The 16,777-nt window shown below is 60.3% G+C and carries 15 protein-coding genes; 8 read left to right on the top strand and 7 right to left on the bottom strand.

Features of this window, described 5'->3' with window-relative positions; all coding sequences use genetic code 11:
• The first annotated feature begins 174 nt into the window (after positions 1 to 174).
• Together secD and secF are read left to right on the top strand one after the other, a co-directional pair.
• Positions 175 to 1,521: a protein translocase subunit SecD gene (gene secD, locus NW843_RS06230; protein WP_414522424.1), complete on the top strand. Its 1,347-nt coding sequence runs from the start codon at positions 175 to 177 to the stop codon at positions 1,519 to 1,521.
• Entirely contained in the window at positions 1,518 to 2,519 is a 1,002-nt protein-coding gene (secF, locus tag NW843_RS06235; protein WP_414331115.1) for a protein translocase subunit SecF, read from the top strand. Before secD ends, secF begins: the two co-directional genes overlap by 4 nt.
• A 73-nt stretch (positions 2,520 to 2,592) precedes the next feature.
• Here secF and NW843_RS06240 read toward each other — a convergent pair whose 3' ends face one another.
• The gene (locus NW843_RS06240; protein WP_414522425.1) at positions 2,593 to 4,521 is read right to left on the bottom strand and encodes an FAD-dependent oxidoreductase; all 1,929 of its coding nucleotides are present in this window, start codon (positions 4,519 to 4,521) and stop codon (positions 2,593 to 2,595) included.
• Positions 4,522 to 4,661: 140 nt separating this feature from the next.
• On the opposite strand from NW843_RS06240, the gene NW843_RS06245 reads away from it, so the two are divergent.
• The 3 genes from NW843_RS06245 (at position 4,662) to NW843_RS06255 (ending at position 7,795) form a co-directional block, all read left to right on the top strand.
• On the top strand, positions 4,662 to 5,894 hold the full coding sequence (locus NW843_RS06245; protein WP_414522426.1) for an argininosuccinate synthase: 1,233 nt from the start codon (positions 4,662 to 4,664) through the stop codon (positions 5,892 to 5,894).
• Positions 5,895 to 6,100: 206 nt separating this feature from the next.
• Positions 6,101 to 7,297: an ImmA/IrrE family metallo-endopeptidase gene (locus NW843_RS06250; protein WP_414357747.1), complete on the top strand. Its 1,197-nt coding sequence runs from the start codon at positions 6,101 to 6,103 to the stop codon at positions 7,295 to 7,297.
• A gap of 9 nt (positions 7,298 to 7,306) precedes the next feature.
• Positions 7,307 to 7,795 carry a hypothetical protein gene (locus tag NW843_RS06255; RefSeq protein ID WP_414421600.1) on the top strand — a complete coding sequence of 163 codons (489 nt, stop codon included), beginning with the start codon at positions 7,307 to 7,309 and terminating at the stop codon, positions 7,793 to 7,795.
• Between the two features lie 15 nt (positions 7,796 to 7,810).
• Here NW843_RS06255 and ahcY read toward each other — a convergent pair whose 3' ends face one another.
• A complete protein-coding gene (ahcY, locus tag NW843_RS06260) occupies positions 7,811 to 9,091 on the bottom strand; it encodes an adenosylhomocysteinase (protein WP_414351063.1) in 1,281 nt (426 codons plus the stop codon).
• Between the two features lie 94 nt (positions 9,092 to 9,185).
• Between ahcY and ruvX the strand changes: the two genes are divergently transcribed.
• Both ruvX and NW843_RS06270 read left to right on the top strand, forming a co-directional pair.
• Positions 9,186 to 9,698, top strand: coding sequence for a Holliday junction resolvase RuvX (ruvX, locus tag NW843_RS06265; protein WP_414522427.1), 513 nt, complete (start codon positions 9,186 to 9,188; stop codon positions 9,696 to 9,698).
• Positions 9,699 to 9,838: 140 nt separating this feature from the next.
• A complete protein-coding gene (locus tag NW843_RS06270) occupies positions 9,839 to 11,056 on the top strand; it encodes an NAD(P)/FAD-dependent oxidoreductase (protein ID WP_414522428.1) in 1,218 nt (405 codons plus the stop codon).
• Here NW843_RS06270 and proC read toward each other — a convergent pair.
• The 5 genes from proC to speB all read right to left on the bottom strand — a co-directional run bounded on the left by proC (position 11,053) and on the right by speB (position 15,647).
• A complete protein-coding gene (gene proC / locus NW843_RS06275) occupies positions 11,053 to 11,856 on the bottom strand; it encodes a pyrroline-5-carboxylate reductase (RefSeq protein ID WP_414522429.1) in 804 nt (267 codons plus the stop codon). The genes NW843_RS06270 and proC overlap by 4 nt on opposite strands.
• A gap of 5 nt (positions 11,857 to 11,861) precedes the next feature.
• The gene (locus NW843_RS06280; protein WP_011433347.1) at positions 11,862 to 12,437 is read right to left on the bottom strand and encodes a cell division protein SepF; all 576 of its coding nucleotides are present in this window, start codon (positions 12,435 to 12,437) and stop codon (positions 11,862 to 11,864) included.
• Positions 12,438 to 13,015: 578 nt separating this feature from the next.
• Complete coding sequence (locus tag NW843_RS06285; RefSeq protein WP_414522430.1) at positions 13,016 to 13,699, bottom strand: YggS family pyridoxal phosphate-dependent enzyme; 684 nt, start codon at positions 13,697 to 13,699, stop codon at positions 13,016 to 13,018.
• Between the two features lie 103 nt (positions 13,700 to 13,802).
• Entirely contained in the window at positions 13,803 to 14,651 is an 849-nt protein-coding gene (locus NW843_RS06290) for a prohibitin family protein (RefSeq protein WP_011433345.1), read from the bottom strand.
• Positions 14,652 to 14,723: 72 nt separating this feature from the next.
• Positions 14,724 to 15,647, bottom strand: a complete 924-nt coding sequence (gene speB, locus NW843_RS06295) for an agmatinase (RefSeq protein WP_414413650.1) — start codon at positions 15,645 to 15,647, stop codon at positions 14,724 to 14,726.
• A gap of 193 nt (positions 15,648 to 15,840) precedes the next feature.
• Between speB and NW843_RS06300 the strand changes: the two genes are divergently transcribed.
• Positions 15,841 to 16,593: a DUF561 domain-containing protein gene (locus tag NW843_RS06300; RefSeq protein WP_011433343.1), complete on the top strand. Its 753-nt coding sequence runs from the start codon at positions 15,841 to 15,843 to the stop codon at positions 16,591 to 16,593.
• The last annotated feature ends 184 nt before the right edge of the window (positions 16,594 to 16,777 follow it).

Genomic DNA, 16,777 nt, shown 5'->3' on the forward strand with positions numbered 1-16,777 from the left:
AACCAGCCTAGAGGTTCGGGCTTGTTTTGTTCTCTGGTAGAGCATAACAGGCTCAGGGCTACTGAAAGCCCGCGCTACACTGCTAAGGCGGTGTAGGGTCGGGTAGTTTACAAAGTGCCAAAATCCTAAGAGCCTCAGATCGAGTGCGACCGTGTTCCTCACCTTCTCAGCAGTATGGCTAGATCCTCAGCTTCGTGGCTCAGTCGGCTCTCCTTTTTGCGAGGGCTGATCTTCATCTTGGCCGTGGTGGTTGCCCTCGTTTACTTGGGCTTCAGCCGGGAGGTTCGCCTTGGCCTTGACCTCAAGGGAGGAACCCAGCTCACGCTACAAGCTGTGCCCACCGAGGAGGTGCCTGAAATCACCCCCGAAGTGATGCAGGGGGTAGAGGCCGTCATCCAGCAGCGGATCAACGGGCTGGGGGTGGCTGAGCCTCTGGTGCAGATCAGCGACCAAGACCGCCTGTTCGTGCAGTTGCCGGGGGTGGCGGATCCGGATCGGGCCATTGCTCTCCTTGGAGATACAGCCCAACTGGAGTTTCGCAAGGGCTTGGTTCCCGTCGGCGCGCTGCCCCGCAACGAGCGGGGAGAGATAACAGCGGGGGAGGATCCGGATACTCTGTTTGAGCGGGTCGGCCTCACCGGGGATCTGCTGCGCAATGCCTATCCCCAAGCCCCTCGCCGCGGATCCCAGAGTTGGGAGGTGCTGCTGGAGTTCAAGCCGGAGGGGGCAGAAAAATTTACTCAGCTCACCCGAGATCTGGCCGGAACAGAACGTCCATTGGGCATTTTTCTGGACGACGTGTTGATCAGTGCCCCGATCGTGGGGCCGGAGTTTGCCCGCACCGGCATCACCGGCGGGACGGCGGTGATCACAGGCAACTTTACGGTGGAGACGGCTACCGATCTGGCGGTCAAGCTCAGGGCAGGAGCGCTGCCGGTTCCCATTCAGGTGATTGAAAATCGCACTGTCGGGGCCACTTTGGGGGAAGTGAGCGTGCGCCGCAGCCTCTATGCCGGGATCGGGGGCCTGGTGCTGGTTTTCCTCTTTATGGTGGCCTACTATCGCCTGCCAGGGCTGATTGCGGACATTGCTCTGCTTATCTACGCCCTCTGTACCTTTGCTCTCTTCCAACTGCTGGGGGTAACCATGACTCTGCCGGGGATCGCCGGCTTTATCCTCAGCATCGGCATGGCAGTGGATGCCAATGTGCTGATCTTCGAGCGCATCAAAGAAGAGTTGCGGGCCGGCAAATCCATCTACAAGTCCATTTCGGAAGGGTTTAACCGCGCCTTCAGCAGCATCCTGGACAGCAATGTGACTACCCTTTTGGTCTGTGGCGTGCTTTTCTGGCTGGGGATGGGACTGGTGAAAGGGTTTGCGGTAACCCTGGGCATTGGCATTCTGGTGAGCTTCTTTACGGCCATCACCTGCACCCGTAGCCTGCTCTTGGCGGCAATGGGGATCCCCAGCTTGCGCAAACCTGAGTTTTACGGCGTTCGGATGGAGGCGGCCCAATCATGACGGCTCAAGAGCTATCCCCCGTAGATCCCGCCTCTCGGTTGCTCGACTATCGCTTCGACATTGTTGGACGGAGCAAGCTGTGGTTCAGCTTGTCCTTGGCGGTGCTGCTGGTGGGGCTGGTCAGCATGGCCTTTTCCCTGGCTTCTCTGGGAACTCCCCTGCGGCTGGGGTTGGATTTTTCCGGCGGCACCTTGCTGGATCTGAGCTTTGAGCGGCCTGTCACCACCGAGGAGCTGCGACGGGCGCTGCAGGAACACAACCTGGGCACCAGCATCATCCAGCTGGACACCCAAACGGGCCAGGAAGCCCTGATCCGCATGCCCCCCTTGACTGAGCAAGAGCGGCTGGCCGTGGAAGCCACCCTGCGGCAGGAGGTTGCCCCCTTCCAGCGCAATCTGGTCGAGACGGTTGGCCCGACGGTGGGGCGTTTGCTCTTGCGTTCCGGCATCGTGGCCGTGCTCATCTCTTTCGGGCTCATCGTGCTGTACCTGGCCCTGCGCTTTCAGTGGGATTACGCGGTGTTTGCCATTGTGGCGCTGCTGCACGATGTAGTGTTGACGATAGGGCTATTTGCCCTTTTGGGCCTGACGGTGGGTATGGAGGCGGATAGCCTGTTTGTGGTGGCGCTGCTGACCATCATCGGCTTTTCTGTCAACGACACCGTGGTCATTTACGACCGCATCCGCGAAAACCTCCGCCTGGTGAGCCGCAAAGTCAGCCTGGCCGAGGTGGTAAACCTATCTCTGAACCAGACCTTTGCCCGCTCCCTGAACACCACCCTGACGACGATGCTGCCCCTAGTTGCCATCGCCATTTTCGGGGGAGCTACCTTGAAGGGGTTTGCCATTGCCCTGCTCATTGGCTTTACTTTGGGGGTGTATTCCAGCATTTTTATTGCCAGCCCCCTGTTGGTGTGGTGGCGGCAGCAGCGCTATGGCAAAAGTAGCGAAGATGCCCGCGCAGGCAGGGATCCCGATTCACTTCCCTCTGAGGGCTAGGGCCTCGATATCGGAAAAATTGGGTCGATTGGGTGGGGATCTGTCGTTCGCGCTGAGACGGTGTCCTCTGGGTTCACCATTGCAGTCTTTGCCCATGGGAGATCAGGTAGCGCTGTAAATCGGCTATTTTGCCTTGCGGTACGATCTGAGCTGGGATCAGGCCGGGAGCTTGACTGCGCAGCCAAGCCACGGTCAGCCCTGCCGCCGAGCCGATGGTCCATTCACCGTAATGCACGCGGGTGGCGGCGTTGACAATGTGGCTGACGGCGATCCCTTTGCCGCCGATGAGCAGGTTATCCACCTTCTGCGGGATCAGGGCTTCCAAGGGAATGAGAATGGGACGGACGGAAAACTCGTTGACTGGCGCGGAGCTGGCCGACAGAGATGGCTCCCAGTTGCGGTAGCGACAGCCATGGATGTCGATGGCGTAGTGGGTAACCCCCACCACGGTAGGTCTGAAGTCCCGCCCCCCGGCGGTGCCGACGCGAATATCCTGCTCCAACATCAGGAACTCTGCTTGGCCGTAGGCAGCTCGCCCCAGGATGCGCCGACCTTCGCGGATGTAGGGGTAGAGGCTAAGGCCGGAGCGGGTGCCCAGCAAGGACTCTTCGGCAAACACCAAGGACAGGGGATAGCCGCTGCGGGATTGGGTTTCCATCAGCCACTCGGCAAACAGCAGGGCGTGGTTTTCTCCATCTTTGATGGCCGAGACATCCAGGCCCCCCAGCCAGTTGTGGCGCTGCCCCGAGGCCACCAGCCGCTCTTCCGTCAGGATCAGGGGCGGGTTCATGATCCCCCAGTCGTTGCCGCGGTTCCAGTTCACCAGCGTCAGGTCGCCTGGAACAGGCGTGCTGTAGAAGGGATCCCGGCGACCCTTGCTGACGATGCGGCGGTAATTGAAAAAGCTCTGGCCGCTGAAGGTGGGGAAACCTTCCATGTCGAACTCGCGGCGGTGTTCGGCGCGGGAATAGCCTGGTTGCAGTTGGGCCAGCTCTGCTCGGGAGCGACCGCCATCGTCGTGGATGGCCAGCACGAAGGGAAAGGTAAAGGCTTGAGTGCACTCCGGGTTGCTGGCGGGGGCGGCATTGGGCTCGCCGGTCACATCGTGCCCTTCCGAACCCAGCCGATAGGGGATCCCGGCCCAGCCCACCAGCTCTCCGGTATCGGTGGCATCGATCACGAAGAATGGGCGGCCCGGCGGCGCTTGTAGACGCAGCACTCGCTTGGCGAACACCTCCGTTTCCTGCCAACTGTACCAGCTCACCAGCTCCCGCCACAGCCGTCCCGGCGGCACAAAGTTGGGATCCCGCGGCTGCCGCTGCACAGCGTAAATGCTTTCAATCCGGGATCCATCGGCGCTGAAGGTGGCCCCCTTAAAAGCCGTTTGGGTAGCCCAGCGGCTGTTGGGGGCATTTTGAGCTGCCTGTTGCAGCCAGGTTTCCACCGCCTGCAGCCCGGCCTGGGGCGGAAAACACAGCCCTCCCACCCAGCAGCTGTTGATCTCGGATACGCGGGTTCCCGGCGGGATCCCTGTCCAAGCAGGAAGATCCACCGGCTGGCTTTCGATCAAGGCCTTGAACTCCAGCCAGTGGCGGGAAAAATTGCCCCGCTGCCGCATCGGCAGCGATTCATCAATGGCCGATACCCCCTGGGAGGTAATCTGACCCCCCAGCCAAGGGGTGAGCTCGATGAGACAGGTCTGCACCCCCCCTCGCATGGCATGGCCTGCCGCTGCCACCCCTCCCAGGGATCCGCCCACCACCACCAGCTCGCACTCCCAAATCTCGTCCGGCTGCGGCAAGGGATCCAACAAGGGCCAACCGTGGGCGGTAAAACGGGGCACCTCCGGCTCGGAGACGGCAACAGGGGATCCCACCTCTGGCTGGGAGAGGGCGGCAAACCCCATCCCGGCCACAAAGCTCAGCAGCGACAGGATCCCCAGCCCCACAGTTCGCTTGGGCTCAGATCCCCGGCACGCCGCAGCCGTCTTTTTGCCAGCCATGCTCACTCACACCCCCGGCCTTTCCCCGGCAGGAGAAATCCCCTTGAGAATAGCTGAGGAAACCGACATTGAGGCCAGCCAGGATCCCTGCCACAGGGCATAATGGGCTAGCAACTTTTTAACGGCAACGGCGGGATCCCATGGGACGGGCAAAGAAGGTGGTATTGGCCTATTCAGGCGGGGTGGATACTTCCGTCTGCATTCCTTATCTCAAGCACGAGTGGGGGGTGGAATCGGTGGTCACCCTGGCGGTGGATCTGGGGCAAGGGGCGGAGCTGGAGGCCATCCAGGCCAAGGCCCTCAGGGCAGGGGCAGAGCAATCTCTGGTGCGGGATGCCATTCAGACCTTGATCACCGACTATGCCTTCCCGGCCATTCAAGCCAATGCCCTCTACGAGCAGCGCTACCCTCTCTCTACGGCACTGGCCCGACCGCTGATCGCTAGGCTGTTGGTGGAGGTGGCGGAAGAGGTGGGCGCCGATGCGGTGGCCCACGGCTGCACCGGCAAAGGCAACGACCAGGTGCGCTTTGATCTGGCTATTGCTGCTTTAAATCCCCAGCTCAAAGTGTTGGCCCCTGCCCGCGAGTGGGGGATGACCCGCGAGGAGACCATTGCCTATGGGGAGCGCTACGGGATCCCCATGCCCGTGCAGAAGTCCAGCCCCTACAGCATCGACCTCAACATTTTGGGCCGCAGCGCTGAAGCCGGCATCCTAGAAGATGCCGACCGGGAGCCGCCGGAGGAAGTGTATGCCCTCACCCGGCCTATTTCCCAGACACCCGACGAGCCCGCCTACGTGGAGATTGAGTTCGAGCAGGGGATCCCTGTCGGGGTGGATGGGCAGCGCCTCAGTCCCAAAGCCCTCTTCGAGCAGCTCAACTCCTTAGCTGGCCTGCATGGGGTGGGCCGCATCGACATGATTGAAAACCGCCTGGTGGGGATCAAGTCGCGGGAGATCTACGAGTGCCCTGCTCTAATGGTCTTGATCCAAGCCCACCGCGAGCTGGAAAGCCTCACCCTCACCCGCGATGTCATCCATTACAAGTACGGCATCGAGACCACCTACAGCCAGTTGATCTACAACGGCCTTTGGTACTCGCCGCTGCGGGAGGCTCTGGACGCCTTTATCCGCGCCACCCAGAAAAGCGTCACCGGTGTCGTGCGGATGCGGTTGCACAAGGGCCAGGCGGTCTGTGTGGGCCGTCGCTCTCCCTACTCTCTTTACAACCCAGAGCTGGCCACCTACGGGGAAGGGGATCAATTCGACCACCGCGCCGCCGAAGGCTTTATCTACATCTGGGGCCTGCCCACCCGTGTCTGGGCCCAGGTGCACCGGGGCCACGACTCCCATCCTGGCCTCAGTGGTGATTAAGCACTCCTGCGTGGTCGTTTAGAGGCTTTTGAGGTTCTCAATGGAGCAACAATGGGCTCTCTTCTCCGGATTGCCTGAGCAGATTGGTGGGCCTTTGGCTAGCCTGTCGGAGTCGAAATGACCATAAACACCCTGAAAGCCTGCCGATGAACACCGACTGCCTTTAGGCAGGGGAGTATGTCAAAGTGGAGTACATCGTGCTGCCTATGATCAACGTTGGTTACATCCAGTTACTCCGCGAATACAAGGGCTTAAGCCAGGCCGATCTGGCTAACAAAGTTGGGCTGCCCCTGCAGGCCATTGCGGCCTGTGAGAAAGGGGAGTGCATGCCCTCCATTGGTCAGTTGGCTGCTGTTGCCCGTGCGCTGGGGGTGCCGCTTGAGGTCTTCTTCGAACAAAATGCCGCTTGTCCCCCACCGCCCGACTGTGATGGTCAGGCCAAGTCCAAGGGATCCATCCCGCCAGCGCAGACGGAACCGACTCTGTTATTTAGAGCAGATGACCCAAAAGTTCTCACCCCCGCGCTCAAAGCTCTGGTGCTTAAGCGAGCCCTAGCCTATGCCGAGATCGAGGAGGAGATTGGTGAGGTTGCTGTGTCACCGCCCCAAATGCCGGTGGAGACCTATGATCCGCATGCAGTGGAGCGCTACGCTGGGGACGTGCGAGACTTTCTAGGGGTAGAACATGCTCCTCTGGGAGATGTCATTGCCCGACTTGAGGAGCGCGGTTTGAAGATCCTCCTGACCCCCCTGCCAGCCCGTGTCAGTGGGCTCTCAGCTTACACCGAGTCGCTTGGAGCAGTTATCGTCGTCAACGACAATCACCCTGTTGAACGGCAGTTTTTCACCGCTCTACACGAGTTGGCTCACCTCATCTGCCATCGCCAGGACTTCGCGCACCCAGAAAAGGCTGTGGATGGCAAGCTGTTCGTGACAGCGGTGCGGAGCACTAGGGAGAAACTCGCCAACCATTTGGCCGGGGCAGTGCTGCTGCCGCGTGACGTCCTTGAGCGAGAACTTCAGGCATTCCGCCACCGCTGGGTTCCTGAGGCCATGCTGCTTGACCTCAAGCTCCGCTACGGCGTCAGCATGCGAACTGTCCTGGTGCGAGCCGCTCAAATTGGTATCATTTCTCGCAAGCAATGTGGCCAACAGATCGGTGTACTGAACAAGAAATACGGAAAAGACAAAGAGCCGCTTGAGCTACGGCGCGAGTTTTACAACCCGGCTTGGCAGAACGACCAGAGCCAACTGCCCAAATCCCGCCTTGAGCGGCTGGTGTTTCAGGCTCTCTCCCTTGAGGTTGTGAGCGCTTCCCGAGCTGCAGAAGTGCTGGGGGTTTCAATGGAGTATATCCGCAAGCGAGCTTCGTTTTGGTGGTCGAACGGCGCAAGTGCTCTTTAGCAGCCCCTAATGACCTTGCTTTCTGACGCCAACATCCTCATTGACTTCGCCAAGGTTGGGGGGCTGGAATCCTTAGCGAGGTTGGCAAGTCTGGAGGTGCTTGACGTGGTACTGGCAGAAGTCGATGACCCTTGCAAGTCCCAGGTTCTTGCTTTGGGCGTGCAGGTTGTCCAGGTGCAGGAAACGTGGCTTCCAGAGGCAATGGTTCTGAAGAAAAGTGGGTTGTCGATAGCTGACGCATTGTGTCTTCACTACTGCCGTACCAGCAGCTCTACGCTCCTCTCCAACGATGGCCGGTTGCGCAGAGCTTGCGCGGAGAGCGGCGTTGTCGTCCACGGCAGCCTTTGGGTAGTGTGTGAGCTCTATAACCAAAAGGTTTGTCTGCCGGAGGTACTGTGCAACTGGCTGGATCGCTGGGAGAAGGAGTTGAAAGCTCGCCTCCCTGCTGACGAGTTGGCCCAGGTGCGACAGGTTTTAGGATGTATCTCAGGTTCGTAGCGCCAGCACCCACCCTCAAGTCCCGGCAGTCCAGGTGTTGCCGTACTCGATCTGCTCGGGGGTGAGGCTGTCGATTTGGATCCCCATGGCCTTGAGCTTGAGGCGGGCGATGGCCTCGTCCACCTCGAGAGGAATGGGGTGAAGCCCTGGGGCCAAGCGGCCCCGGTTTTTCACCAGGTATTCGCAGGCCAGGGCCTGGTTGGCAAAGCTCATGTCCATGACGCTGGCGGGGTGCCCTTCGGCAGCAGCCAGGTTAATCAGGCGGCCTTCCCCCAGCACCACCACTGACTTGCCCGATTGGAGACGATATTCCTCGACAAAAGGCCGCACCGTCTGTCGGGAGACCGACCGCTCCTGCAGCGCTACCAGGTCGATTTCAATGTCAAAGTGGCCGGCGTTGCAGACCATCGCCCCATCCTTCATGCGGTCGAAGTGCTCGCCGCGAATCACGTGCTTATTGCCGGTGACGGTGATGAAGATGTCCCCCAGAGCAGCGGCTTCTTCCATCGGCATCACCCGGAAGCCGTCCATCACCGCCTCCAGAGCCCGCACCGGGTTGACTTCCGTGACAATCACCTGGGATCCCATGCCGCGGGCCCGCATGGCCACTCCCTTGGCGCACCAGCCGTAGCCAGCCACCACCACCGTCTTCCCGGCCAGAAGGATGTTGGTACAGCGCAGGATCCCGTCCAGGGTGGATTGGCCGGTGCCGTAGCGGTTGTCGAACAGGTGTTTGGTCTCGGCGTCGTTGACGGTCATCACCGGGAAGCTGAGCACCCCCGCCTTGAGCATGGCCCTAAGGCGCACCAGGCCAGTGGTGGTCTCTTCCGTGGTGCCGATGAGCTCCGACAGTTGCTCCTGACGGTGCTGCACCAGCTCCGCCGTCACATCTCCGCCATCGTCGATAATCAGGTTGGGGCGGTGATCTAGGGCAATCTGGACATGGCGGCGGTAGGTGGCCACATCTTCTCCTTTGAGGGCAAACACCGAAATGCCATGGTCCGCCACCAGGCTGGCGGCCACATCGTCTTGGGTGGAAAGGGGATTGCTGGCAATGAGAACGCTATCCGCCCCCCCTGCTTGTAGAGCCAGGGCCAGGTTGGCCGTTTCGGTCGTAATGTGGCAGCAGGCCACTAAGCGCAGCCCGGCAAAGGGCTTTTCTTGAGCAAAGCGCTCCCGGATCTGGGCCAGCACGGGCATCTCCCGCGCCGCCCACTGGATCCGTTGCTTGCCCAGGGGGGCGAGGTTCAGATCTTTCACTTCATGCTTCGGGAGAGACAGGGTAGCGCTGGTCATCGAGTGTTGCTCCAAACAGGGTCATCGAGAGAGGATAGGGGAACGGAAACTGCAAGCCCCAAAGGGGGCCAGGCAGCCATAAAGATCAGCAAGGATGTCGATAAGCCTGAACCATTTTGCCACAAGGGATCCCCTTTCAGCGCTGGGGCTGGATGTAGGCAACCGCCGCATTGGCGTGGCCGGCTCCGACCGGCTGGGGCTGCTGGCTACTGGCCTGGGGGTGATCCAGCGCCGTTCCCTCTCAGAGGATATTGCCCAAGTGCAGGAGTGGATCCGCCGCCGCCAGGCCACCGTGGTGGTGGTGGGGATCCCCCTTCTGGCGGATGGGTCGGTGGGATCCCAGGCCCGCAAAGTCCAGCGGTTCGTGCGCGCTTTGCAGGTAGCCGTGGATCTTCCCATTGTTACCGTCAATGAATACCTGAGCACCGCGCAGGCGGAGTGGGATCTGCGCGAGGCGGGGATCCCGGCCAAAGCCCAGAAGGGCTTAATCGATCAGCAGTCGGCGGCGGTAATTCTCCAAACTTGGCTGGACGAGCGACGGGCTTCCCCGTCGGAAATGCCGGGCTGGCAAAGCTGGGGCAACAAAGACTACGCTGGAGAAGTCTAGCCGGGAAAGTTTAAATCAATTCAAGCCCAAGGTGGGCCATCCCTCGTTGCCCCTTCTGCATCAGCAGGGTGTGATTGTTAAGTCGGGGCCTTTCGCGCAACTTTGATAACGTCTGATAACGTCACGTGAACCATCCGAGCATGAATCGCATTTGCATTCTTGGGGGCGGCTTTGGCGGGTTGTACACAGCTTTGGAACTGAGCCGGCAACCCTGGCCAGAACCACCCCAGATCACCTTGGTCGATCGGCAGGAGCGGTTCGTCTTTGCCCCCCTGCTTTATGAGCTGCTCACCGGAGAAATGGAAGACTGGGAGGTGGCCCCCCGTTTCCAAGATCTGCTGCCCCCAGAATCGGTGCAGTTTCGCCGCGGATCTGTCCAGGCCATTGACCCTCAAGCCCGCCGAGTGGAGCTGGAAGATGGGCAAAGCTTGGAGTACGACGCGCTGGTGCTGGCGCTGGGGGGAGAAACCCCTCTAGAGAGCGTTCCGGGAGCGGCGGAGTTTGCTTTTCCCTTTCGCACCCTGGCAGATGCTCAGCGGCTGCGCGCCCACCTGAAGGCGTTGGAAGACCGGGATCCGGCTCAGCCTGTGGCTCTGGCCATTGCAGGAGCAGGGGCCAGTGGCGTGGAACTGGCCTGCAAATTGGCAGATCGGCTGGGCTGGCGGGGACGGATCCGCCTCATCGAGTTGGGATCCCAAATCTTGTCCGGCTTTGCTCCCTCCAGCCGGGAGGCGGCCCAAGAGGCGCTGGCCCAACGGCGGGTGCAGGTGGAGTTGCAAACCAAGGTCTTGGGCATCGAGGCCCTTAACGAGAACGGCGCCCCTCCCTTCCGTCTGCAGCTCCAGCGACTGGAGAGCCAGGAGATTGCTACGGATCTTGTGGATGCTGTGCTGTGGACTGTCGGAACCCGACCGGCAGCGGTGATTGCCAATTTGGATCTGCCCAAAACGGAGCGGGGACGGCTACAGGTTTTGTCCACCCTACAAACCCCCACCTTCCCAGAGATCTTTGCCTTGGGAGATGCAGCAGCGGTGGTGGATGCGGAGGGCAAGCCGGTGCCGGCCACAGCCCAAGCGGCTTTTCAACAGGCCGGTTATTGCGCCTGGAACCTGTGGGCTTTGCTCACCCAGGAGCGGCCTCTCTTGCCCTTTCGCTACTTTTCTCTGGGGGAAATGCTCAGCCTGGGGGTGGATACGGCGGTGCTTTCTGCCCTTGGCGGCCTCACCCTGACCGGCCCCCTGGGCTATTTGGCCCGGCGAACTGCCTATTTGGTGCGCCTGCCCACCCTAGAACACCAGCTCAAGGTGGGATGGAATTGGATCACCCGCCCCCTCTGGCAAGGGCTGCTGGCCCGCTAGGATCCCTGTAACTGGCAAGAGCGCTCGTAGGCCGCTCGCACTGCCTGCATCAGGGCTCCCCGCACCCCCGCCTGCTCCAAGGCTTGGATCCCGGCAATGGTCGTCCCCCCTGGACTGGTGACCCGGTCTTTGAGAACGGCAGGGTGCAGATTTTCTTGCTGCAAGAGGGCAGCAGTACCCGCCAAGGTCTGCAGGGCCAACTGGGTAGCAATGGGACGCGGCAGCCCCACCTGTACCCCTCCGTCGATCAGCCCTTCCAGAATCACCGCCAGATACCCCGGCCCGGAACCCGAAAGTGCCGTCACCGCATCCATCTGGCTTTCGGCCACCGTCACCACCTCGCCCACCGCGCGAAACAGCTTCTCCACCTGCTCCACCTGCATAGGCGTCACCCCTGGCCCGTAGCTGATGGCCGTTATGCCCGCCCCCACCAGCGCCGGCGTGTTGGGCATCGTGCGCACCACCTTTTGTTTGGGAAAAGCCTGCTGCAACTGCTGCAAGGGGATCCCGGCCATAATCGAGATCACCAGCTCTGTGGCGGACAGCCGGCCCATCTCAGCCACCACCGTCGGGAAGAGCTGCGGTTTAACGGCCAGAAACAGAATCTCAGACTCTCCCGCCTGGGAGGGATCCGCCAGCAGCCGAATGCCCAGCTCCTGCTGCAGGGCCACAGCCTTGTCCAGATCAGGCTCCCGCAAGGCCACCTGCCCTGCGGGATAAACTCCCACAGCTACCCAACGCCGCAGCAGGGCGGATCCCATGGCTCCACCCCCGATAACACTTAGCAGTGGCCGCTCCATAGCAACTAGTGCTGACCTACTGCCTGCAGATGCTCATAGGTGCTGGGCCAGAGGGGGGTAGGGCTTTGCAAAGGGCGCTGCAGCGGCTGCACCACTTGGCTACTGGGGGTGGAAACCATCACCGTGCTGGGGGTGAACAAAAAAATGTTCTCTCCGATGCGCTCTTGGTGGCCATCGATGGCGTAGGTGCCGCCGGCAACGAAATCCACAGAGCGCTGCGCCTCAGCGGGATCCATTAGGGTCAAGTTCATGATCACCGTCTTGCGCTCCCGTAGGTACTGGATAACCTGAGCCATCTCATCGAAGCTGCGCGGCTCCATCACCACCACTTCACTGGTGGGTGGGTTTACGCCCGGTAATCCAATCACGTTGCTCCCCATACTGCCCCCTGCTGAGCGATCCCGATGCTGACTGCGCCGATGGCCCCGCGACTCTTCTCGACCGGCAGAGCCCTCCCCCGCTTCCACTCCCCGTTGCCGCCGCCCTCGCGGAAGGGTACTCACTTCCTCCTCTTCGGGGGGAGCAGCCGGTTGGGAACGGCGTCCCTCGTAGAGCAGTTGGTAATCATCCTGCCCTTCCATTTCAGAGTACTCCTCCAGGCCGTCCACGGGATCATTCAGACCCACAAAATCTCTTACCCTGCTCCAGATTCCATTGACATTCATATGCACATCCTCACTACAGGTCATGGGTTTACGGCGAGCGTAGGATTCAGGCTCTTGATTGGATCCTGAGTGGCTCACTCAAGCTAGGGGGCGTCCTTTTATTCTCGGTCAAAGTCTTTCAATAGGCTGAGACAGGGTTTGCTCAGAAAGCTGCCGAAGCAGGTGGGGGCTAACGTAGGTTAACAAAACCCCATTGATTCGACGACTAGAGTTTACCCAGAAGAAGTGAAGATGTCATCTCACTTGCCAAGCCGTTGTTTGGCAGGATTGAACTCTGCTCCCCGTCTGGATTGAGCCCACGTTAACGGAAGTAACGCAAATGATTACAAATTTCCCCAAAATTTCCCCAATAGGGCAAATCCTGGGCGGGATCCCCCCACTTTTGATTATCCAAGCCGAACTCTCGCCCCAAAGGTGCCCCGCAGGGCGACTGGGGAGTTGCACGGCTTTACACAAAATTTAATCACAATTTAACGGCTTCACAGAGGTCACATCTATTCCTGCTCGGCGTCGGCAAACAAAGCGCGCCCCAGCCGGATCAAGTTAGAGCCTGCTGCCACCGCCAGGAGGTAATCGTCGGACATGCCCATGGAGAGGGTGTGCACCTGCAGATGTTCATAGCCGCTGCGCTGGATGTAATCGGCCAGTTCGGCCAGCTTGCGAAACAGGTCTAGGGCCGCCTCTGAGCTCAAGCCCAAAGGCAAAATGGTCATCAGGCCCACAATTTGCACCTGCAGCAGTTGGTTCAGTTCGGGGAGGCTCTGCAACAGATCGGGGATGAGCCAGCCGAACTTATTGGGATCCGGAGCCAATTTAACCTGCAGGCAAAGCTTGGGGGTGAGGTGCAGCTCCCAGGCTTTTTGGTTGATCAGCTTGGCCAGGCGCAAGCTATCGACGCTGTCAATCCAGGCAAATTGCTTGAGGGCCGGTTTGACTTTGTTGGTCTGCAGATGCCCGATCAAGTGCCAGACGATATCGGTCAGATCTTGCAGTTGCCCTTGTTTGACGGCGGCCTCTTGCACTCGACTCTCCCCAAAGTGGCGGATCCCAGCCCGATAGGCGGCGCGGATGTGGTCGGCAGTGTAGCCTTTGCTCACTGCCATGATCTCCACATGGCCTGGGATCTGGGCTCGGATGGCCTGAATGCGGCTGTGGATGAGCTGCTCGTCAAGGGGCATCGTCAGGTCAGCAGGCCGGGGATCGCTATCCCCATTCTCGTTCCAATTGGCAACAATGCTCTGGGATAGATTTTTGCAGAACCCAGAGCCAACGGGCTGTCCGCTACCGCTGCCAGGGATCCGGTCGGGAGATGATCACGCGGGTGCCGGGCGCCAGTTTGCGCGCGTAGTCCAACTGCACCACTTCTGGGTTTTGCTTCAGGGCTTCCCCCTGGAGGCGAATGGCTTGGGCTTCTCCTTCTGCCAGGATCACCAATCGTTGTTTTTCCAGCTCTGCTTTTTCCACGAGGAAGCGTTCCCGCTCTTTCTCTTGCTCGGCAATTTGCTTTTGCTCGATGGCCGTTTGGAATTGGTCGGAGAAGCGGACATTGCGCAGCAGCACGTTTTGCAAGATCAGGTCATTCTCAGCAAAAATGCTGGAGAGCTGCCGCTCCACATTTTCCTGGATCTGCTCGCGTTCTTCCGAGAAAACGGCGATGGCGCGGTGCAAAGCCAGTTCATTGCGCACCACCGTCCGCACCTCTGGGCGAATCACTTTGTCCACGTAGGAAGGGCCAATGGTCTGGTGCAGGTGGGCCACTTGGTCGGGATCCAAGCGAAAGCGCACCGAGACATCGAGGGAGATCTGCTGGCCGTCGGCGCTGAGCACTTTCAACGCATCATCCCCCTGGTTTTCGGAGCGTTGGGAGGCCATGGTGTAGGTTTGGGTGCGCACGTCGTAGAAGATAGGCGTTTCCACCAGCGGCAGCAGGAGGTGCAGCCCTTCTCCCAGCGGCTGCGGCTTCAGCCCCGTCAGGGAGTTGAACACCACGGCCCGTGTGCCGGCAGGCACCACCACCAAGCACTGCAGCAAGGTGGCCAAGAGGATCAGCAGCAATGCCCCACCCACCAAGGGAATCCAGGACAAAGCGGGAAGTTCAAAAGCAGGACGACGGGGGTGGGCCGATTTCACAGGTGTGTTACCCAAAAACCTAAAGAACTCGAACAGGTGCCCCGGGGATGGCCGGCCAAGCTCTTCTTGAGCTTAACCCAAGGCCGCAGCCAAGATCTGATAGGCCAGTTTGGCGACCGTGAAGGCGCTGCGGCGATCGGTTTCCCGTTCTCCCGTGACCGACAGCTCGACCACATCGGCGCCGATGATTTGCCGTTGCTGTCCTAGTGCCCGAATCAGCTCCACCGTCTCCCACCAGCCCAAGCCGCCAGGTTCGGGGGTACCGGTGGCCGGCACCACAGCGGGATCCAGCCCATCCACATCCACCGTCAGGTAAACCTGGGGGCCCAAGGTGGCAATCACCTCTGGGATCCACTCCTGGGCTGGCTTGGTGTGCAAGCTGTGGGCAAAAAAGGTGTGCAGACGGCGCTCGCGAATGGTCTGGCGGTCTTCGGCGCAGATGGAGCGGATCCCCACTTGGGTGAGGCGGCTGCCCACTTGCTCCACCACGCGGGCCATGGCAGAAGCATGGGAATAGCGGGATCCCTCGTAGCTATCTCTCAGGTCGCAGTGGGCATCGATTTGCAGGACGTGCAGCTCCGGATAATGGGCCAGGTGGGCAGCAATCAGGGGCCCGCTGATGGAGTGCTCCCCACCAATGGAAAGCAGGAACCGCCCCGGTCTCACCCACTCGGCAGCGCGACGCTGGATTTCGGCCATAGCCAGCTCCTGGGCAGAAGATCCCAGACCTTCCAACTCCACCGGGGGGGCCGTCCAGTAGCGGGAGATCTCTTCCGAGAAGTCGGGGTGAAGAGCTGGCTGGCGATCCCGTACCTCGTCGTAGATCTCCACATAGGCAGAAGCCTGCAACAGCGCCTGAGGGCCTTTGGCGGTGCCTTTGCCATAGGAGGTGGTGGCCTCGTAGGGGACGGGCAGGAGAATTGCTTGGGCCATCTCCGGATCCGGCTCAGGCAGGCCCAGGAAGGGGAAGGGAGAGCGATACATGATGGCTTGCAAGAAGGGATCCCTATTCTATTGAATCTATTGAAGAATTGTGGTGAGCCAAAAGGACTGGGATGATGGGGTAAAGAGGGACCCTTGTGGGATTGAGGCAAACCCTCTAGACTGAGCAAAGGCTTCCCCAAGCCCAGTTTTAGCAGCCATTTGTTTTCACTCCTCTTAGACTGCCTTTCCACAAGCTGACGAGCCTATGACCACTGCCTCTCACGCTGCTCTTTTCGACGCTCTGGCCCAACGTCGGGCCCTCAAGATCATCAGCGGTCTACAAAACTTCGACCTGCAGTCGGTTCTGAGCATCACCCGCGCCGCCCAACAGGGAGGGGCCACTTGGGTGGATATCGCTGCCAGCCCCGAATTGGTGCAGCGGGTACGCGCCCAGATCGATCTGCCCATCTGTGTGTCGGCGGTGGAGCCGCAGCAGTTGGCCGCAGCCGTACAGGCAGGAGCAGACATGGCCGAGATCGGCAATTACGACAGCTTCTACCCTTCAGGCCGCATCTTCTCCGCAGCGGAAGTCCTAGACCTTACCCGCCGAACCCGCTCTCTTCTGCCCCGCACGCTCTTGTCGGTAACCGTTCCCCACACTCTGCCTCTGAATCAACAGGCAGAATTGGCCGAGAAACTGGAGGATCTGGGAGCCGATCTCATCCAAACCGAGGGCAGCACCAGTGCCGAGCCGGTTCACGGGGGATCCCTGGGCCTGATCGAGAAGGCTGCCCCCACCCTGGCCGCCGCCTATGAAATTAGCCGTGTCGTCTCGGTACCGGTTATCTGCGCTTCCGGCCTCTCGACGGTAACAGTGCGCTTGGCCATTGCTGCCGGCGCTTCAGGTGTAGGGGTGGGCAAAGCTGTCAGCCGGCTCCAGGATGAAGTGGCCATGGTGGCTCAAGTGCGGGCATTGGTGGAGGCCTTGGGAGGATCTCGGATCCCTGCCCTTGTCTAGGTCGATGTCTGACCGGTAAAAGTTGACCCTCTTGCGCCAGCGTGCGCTGGTGCATTTTTTTTAGATTTTCTTGGACAAGCAGGGAATAAGTAGGTAAGTAGGGCAGCTGAGGGTTGAGATCAGCCGCTAGAAGTTTTGCTGCTCACCAAATTTTCGGGCTGGAGGCCCGCACCATAGCCGCAGG

It is taken from the genome of Synechococcus sp. R5-12 (assembly GCF_047502655.1).
Lineage (GTDB): Bacteria > Cyanobacteriota > Cyanobacteriia > Thermostichales > Thermostichaceae > Thermostichus.

Bases quoted from the DNA above. Each gene is read 5' to 3' on its own strand.
- NW843_RS06255 (WP_414421600.1), top strand. From the start codon at position 7,307: ATGACCTTGCTTTCTGACGCCAACATCCTCATTGACTTCGCCAAGGTT.
- NW843_RS06240 (WP_414522425.1), bottom strand. From the start codon at position 4,521: ATGGCTGGCAAAAAGACGGCTGCGGCGTGCCGGGGATCTGAGCCCAAG.
- NW843_RS06280 (WP_011433347.1), bottom strand. From the start codon at position 12,437: ATGGAAGGGCAGGATGATTACCAACTGCTCTACGAGGGACGCCGTTCC.
- NW843_RS06270 (WP_414522428.1), top strand. From the start codon at position 9,839: ATGAATCGCATTTGCATTCTTGGGGGCGGCTTTGGCGGGTTGTACACA.
- ahcY (WP_414351063.1), bottom strand. From the start codon at position 9,091: ATGACCAGCGCTACCCTGTCTCTCCCGAAGCATGAAGTGAAAGATCTG.
- NW843_RS06300 (WP_011433343.1), top strand. From the start codon at position 15,841: ATGACCACTGCCTCTCACGCTGCTCTTTTCGACGCTCTGGCCCAACGT.
- secF (WP_414331115.1), top strand. From the start codon at position 1,518: ATGACGGCTCAAGAGCTATCCCCCGTAGATCCCGCCTCTCGGTTGCTC.
- ruvX (WP_414522427.1), top strand. From the start codon at position 9,186: ATGTCGATAAGCCTGAACCATTTTGCCACAAGGGATCCCCTTTCAGCG.
- NW843_RS06245 (WP_414522426.1), top strand. From the start codon at position 4,662: ATGGGACGGGCAAAGAAGGTGGTATTGGCCTATTCAGGCGGGGTGGAT.
- secD (WP_414522424.1), top strand. From the start codon at position 175: ATGGCTAGATCCTCAGCTTCGTGGCTCAGTCGGCTCTCCTTTTTGCGA.
- proC (WP_414522429.1), bottom strand. From the start codon at position 11,856: ATGGAGCGGCCACTGCTAAGTGTTATCGGGGGTGGAGCCATGGGATCC.
- NW843_RS06250 (WP_414357747.1), top strand. From the start codon at position 6,101: ATGATCAACGTTGGTTACATCCAGTTACTCCGCGAATACAAGGGCTTA.
- NW843_RS06285 (WP_414522430.1), bottom strand. From the start codon at position 13,699: ATGCCCCTTGACGAGCAGCTCATCCACAGCCGCATTCAGGCCATCCGA.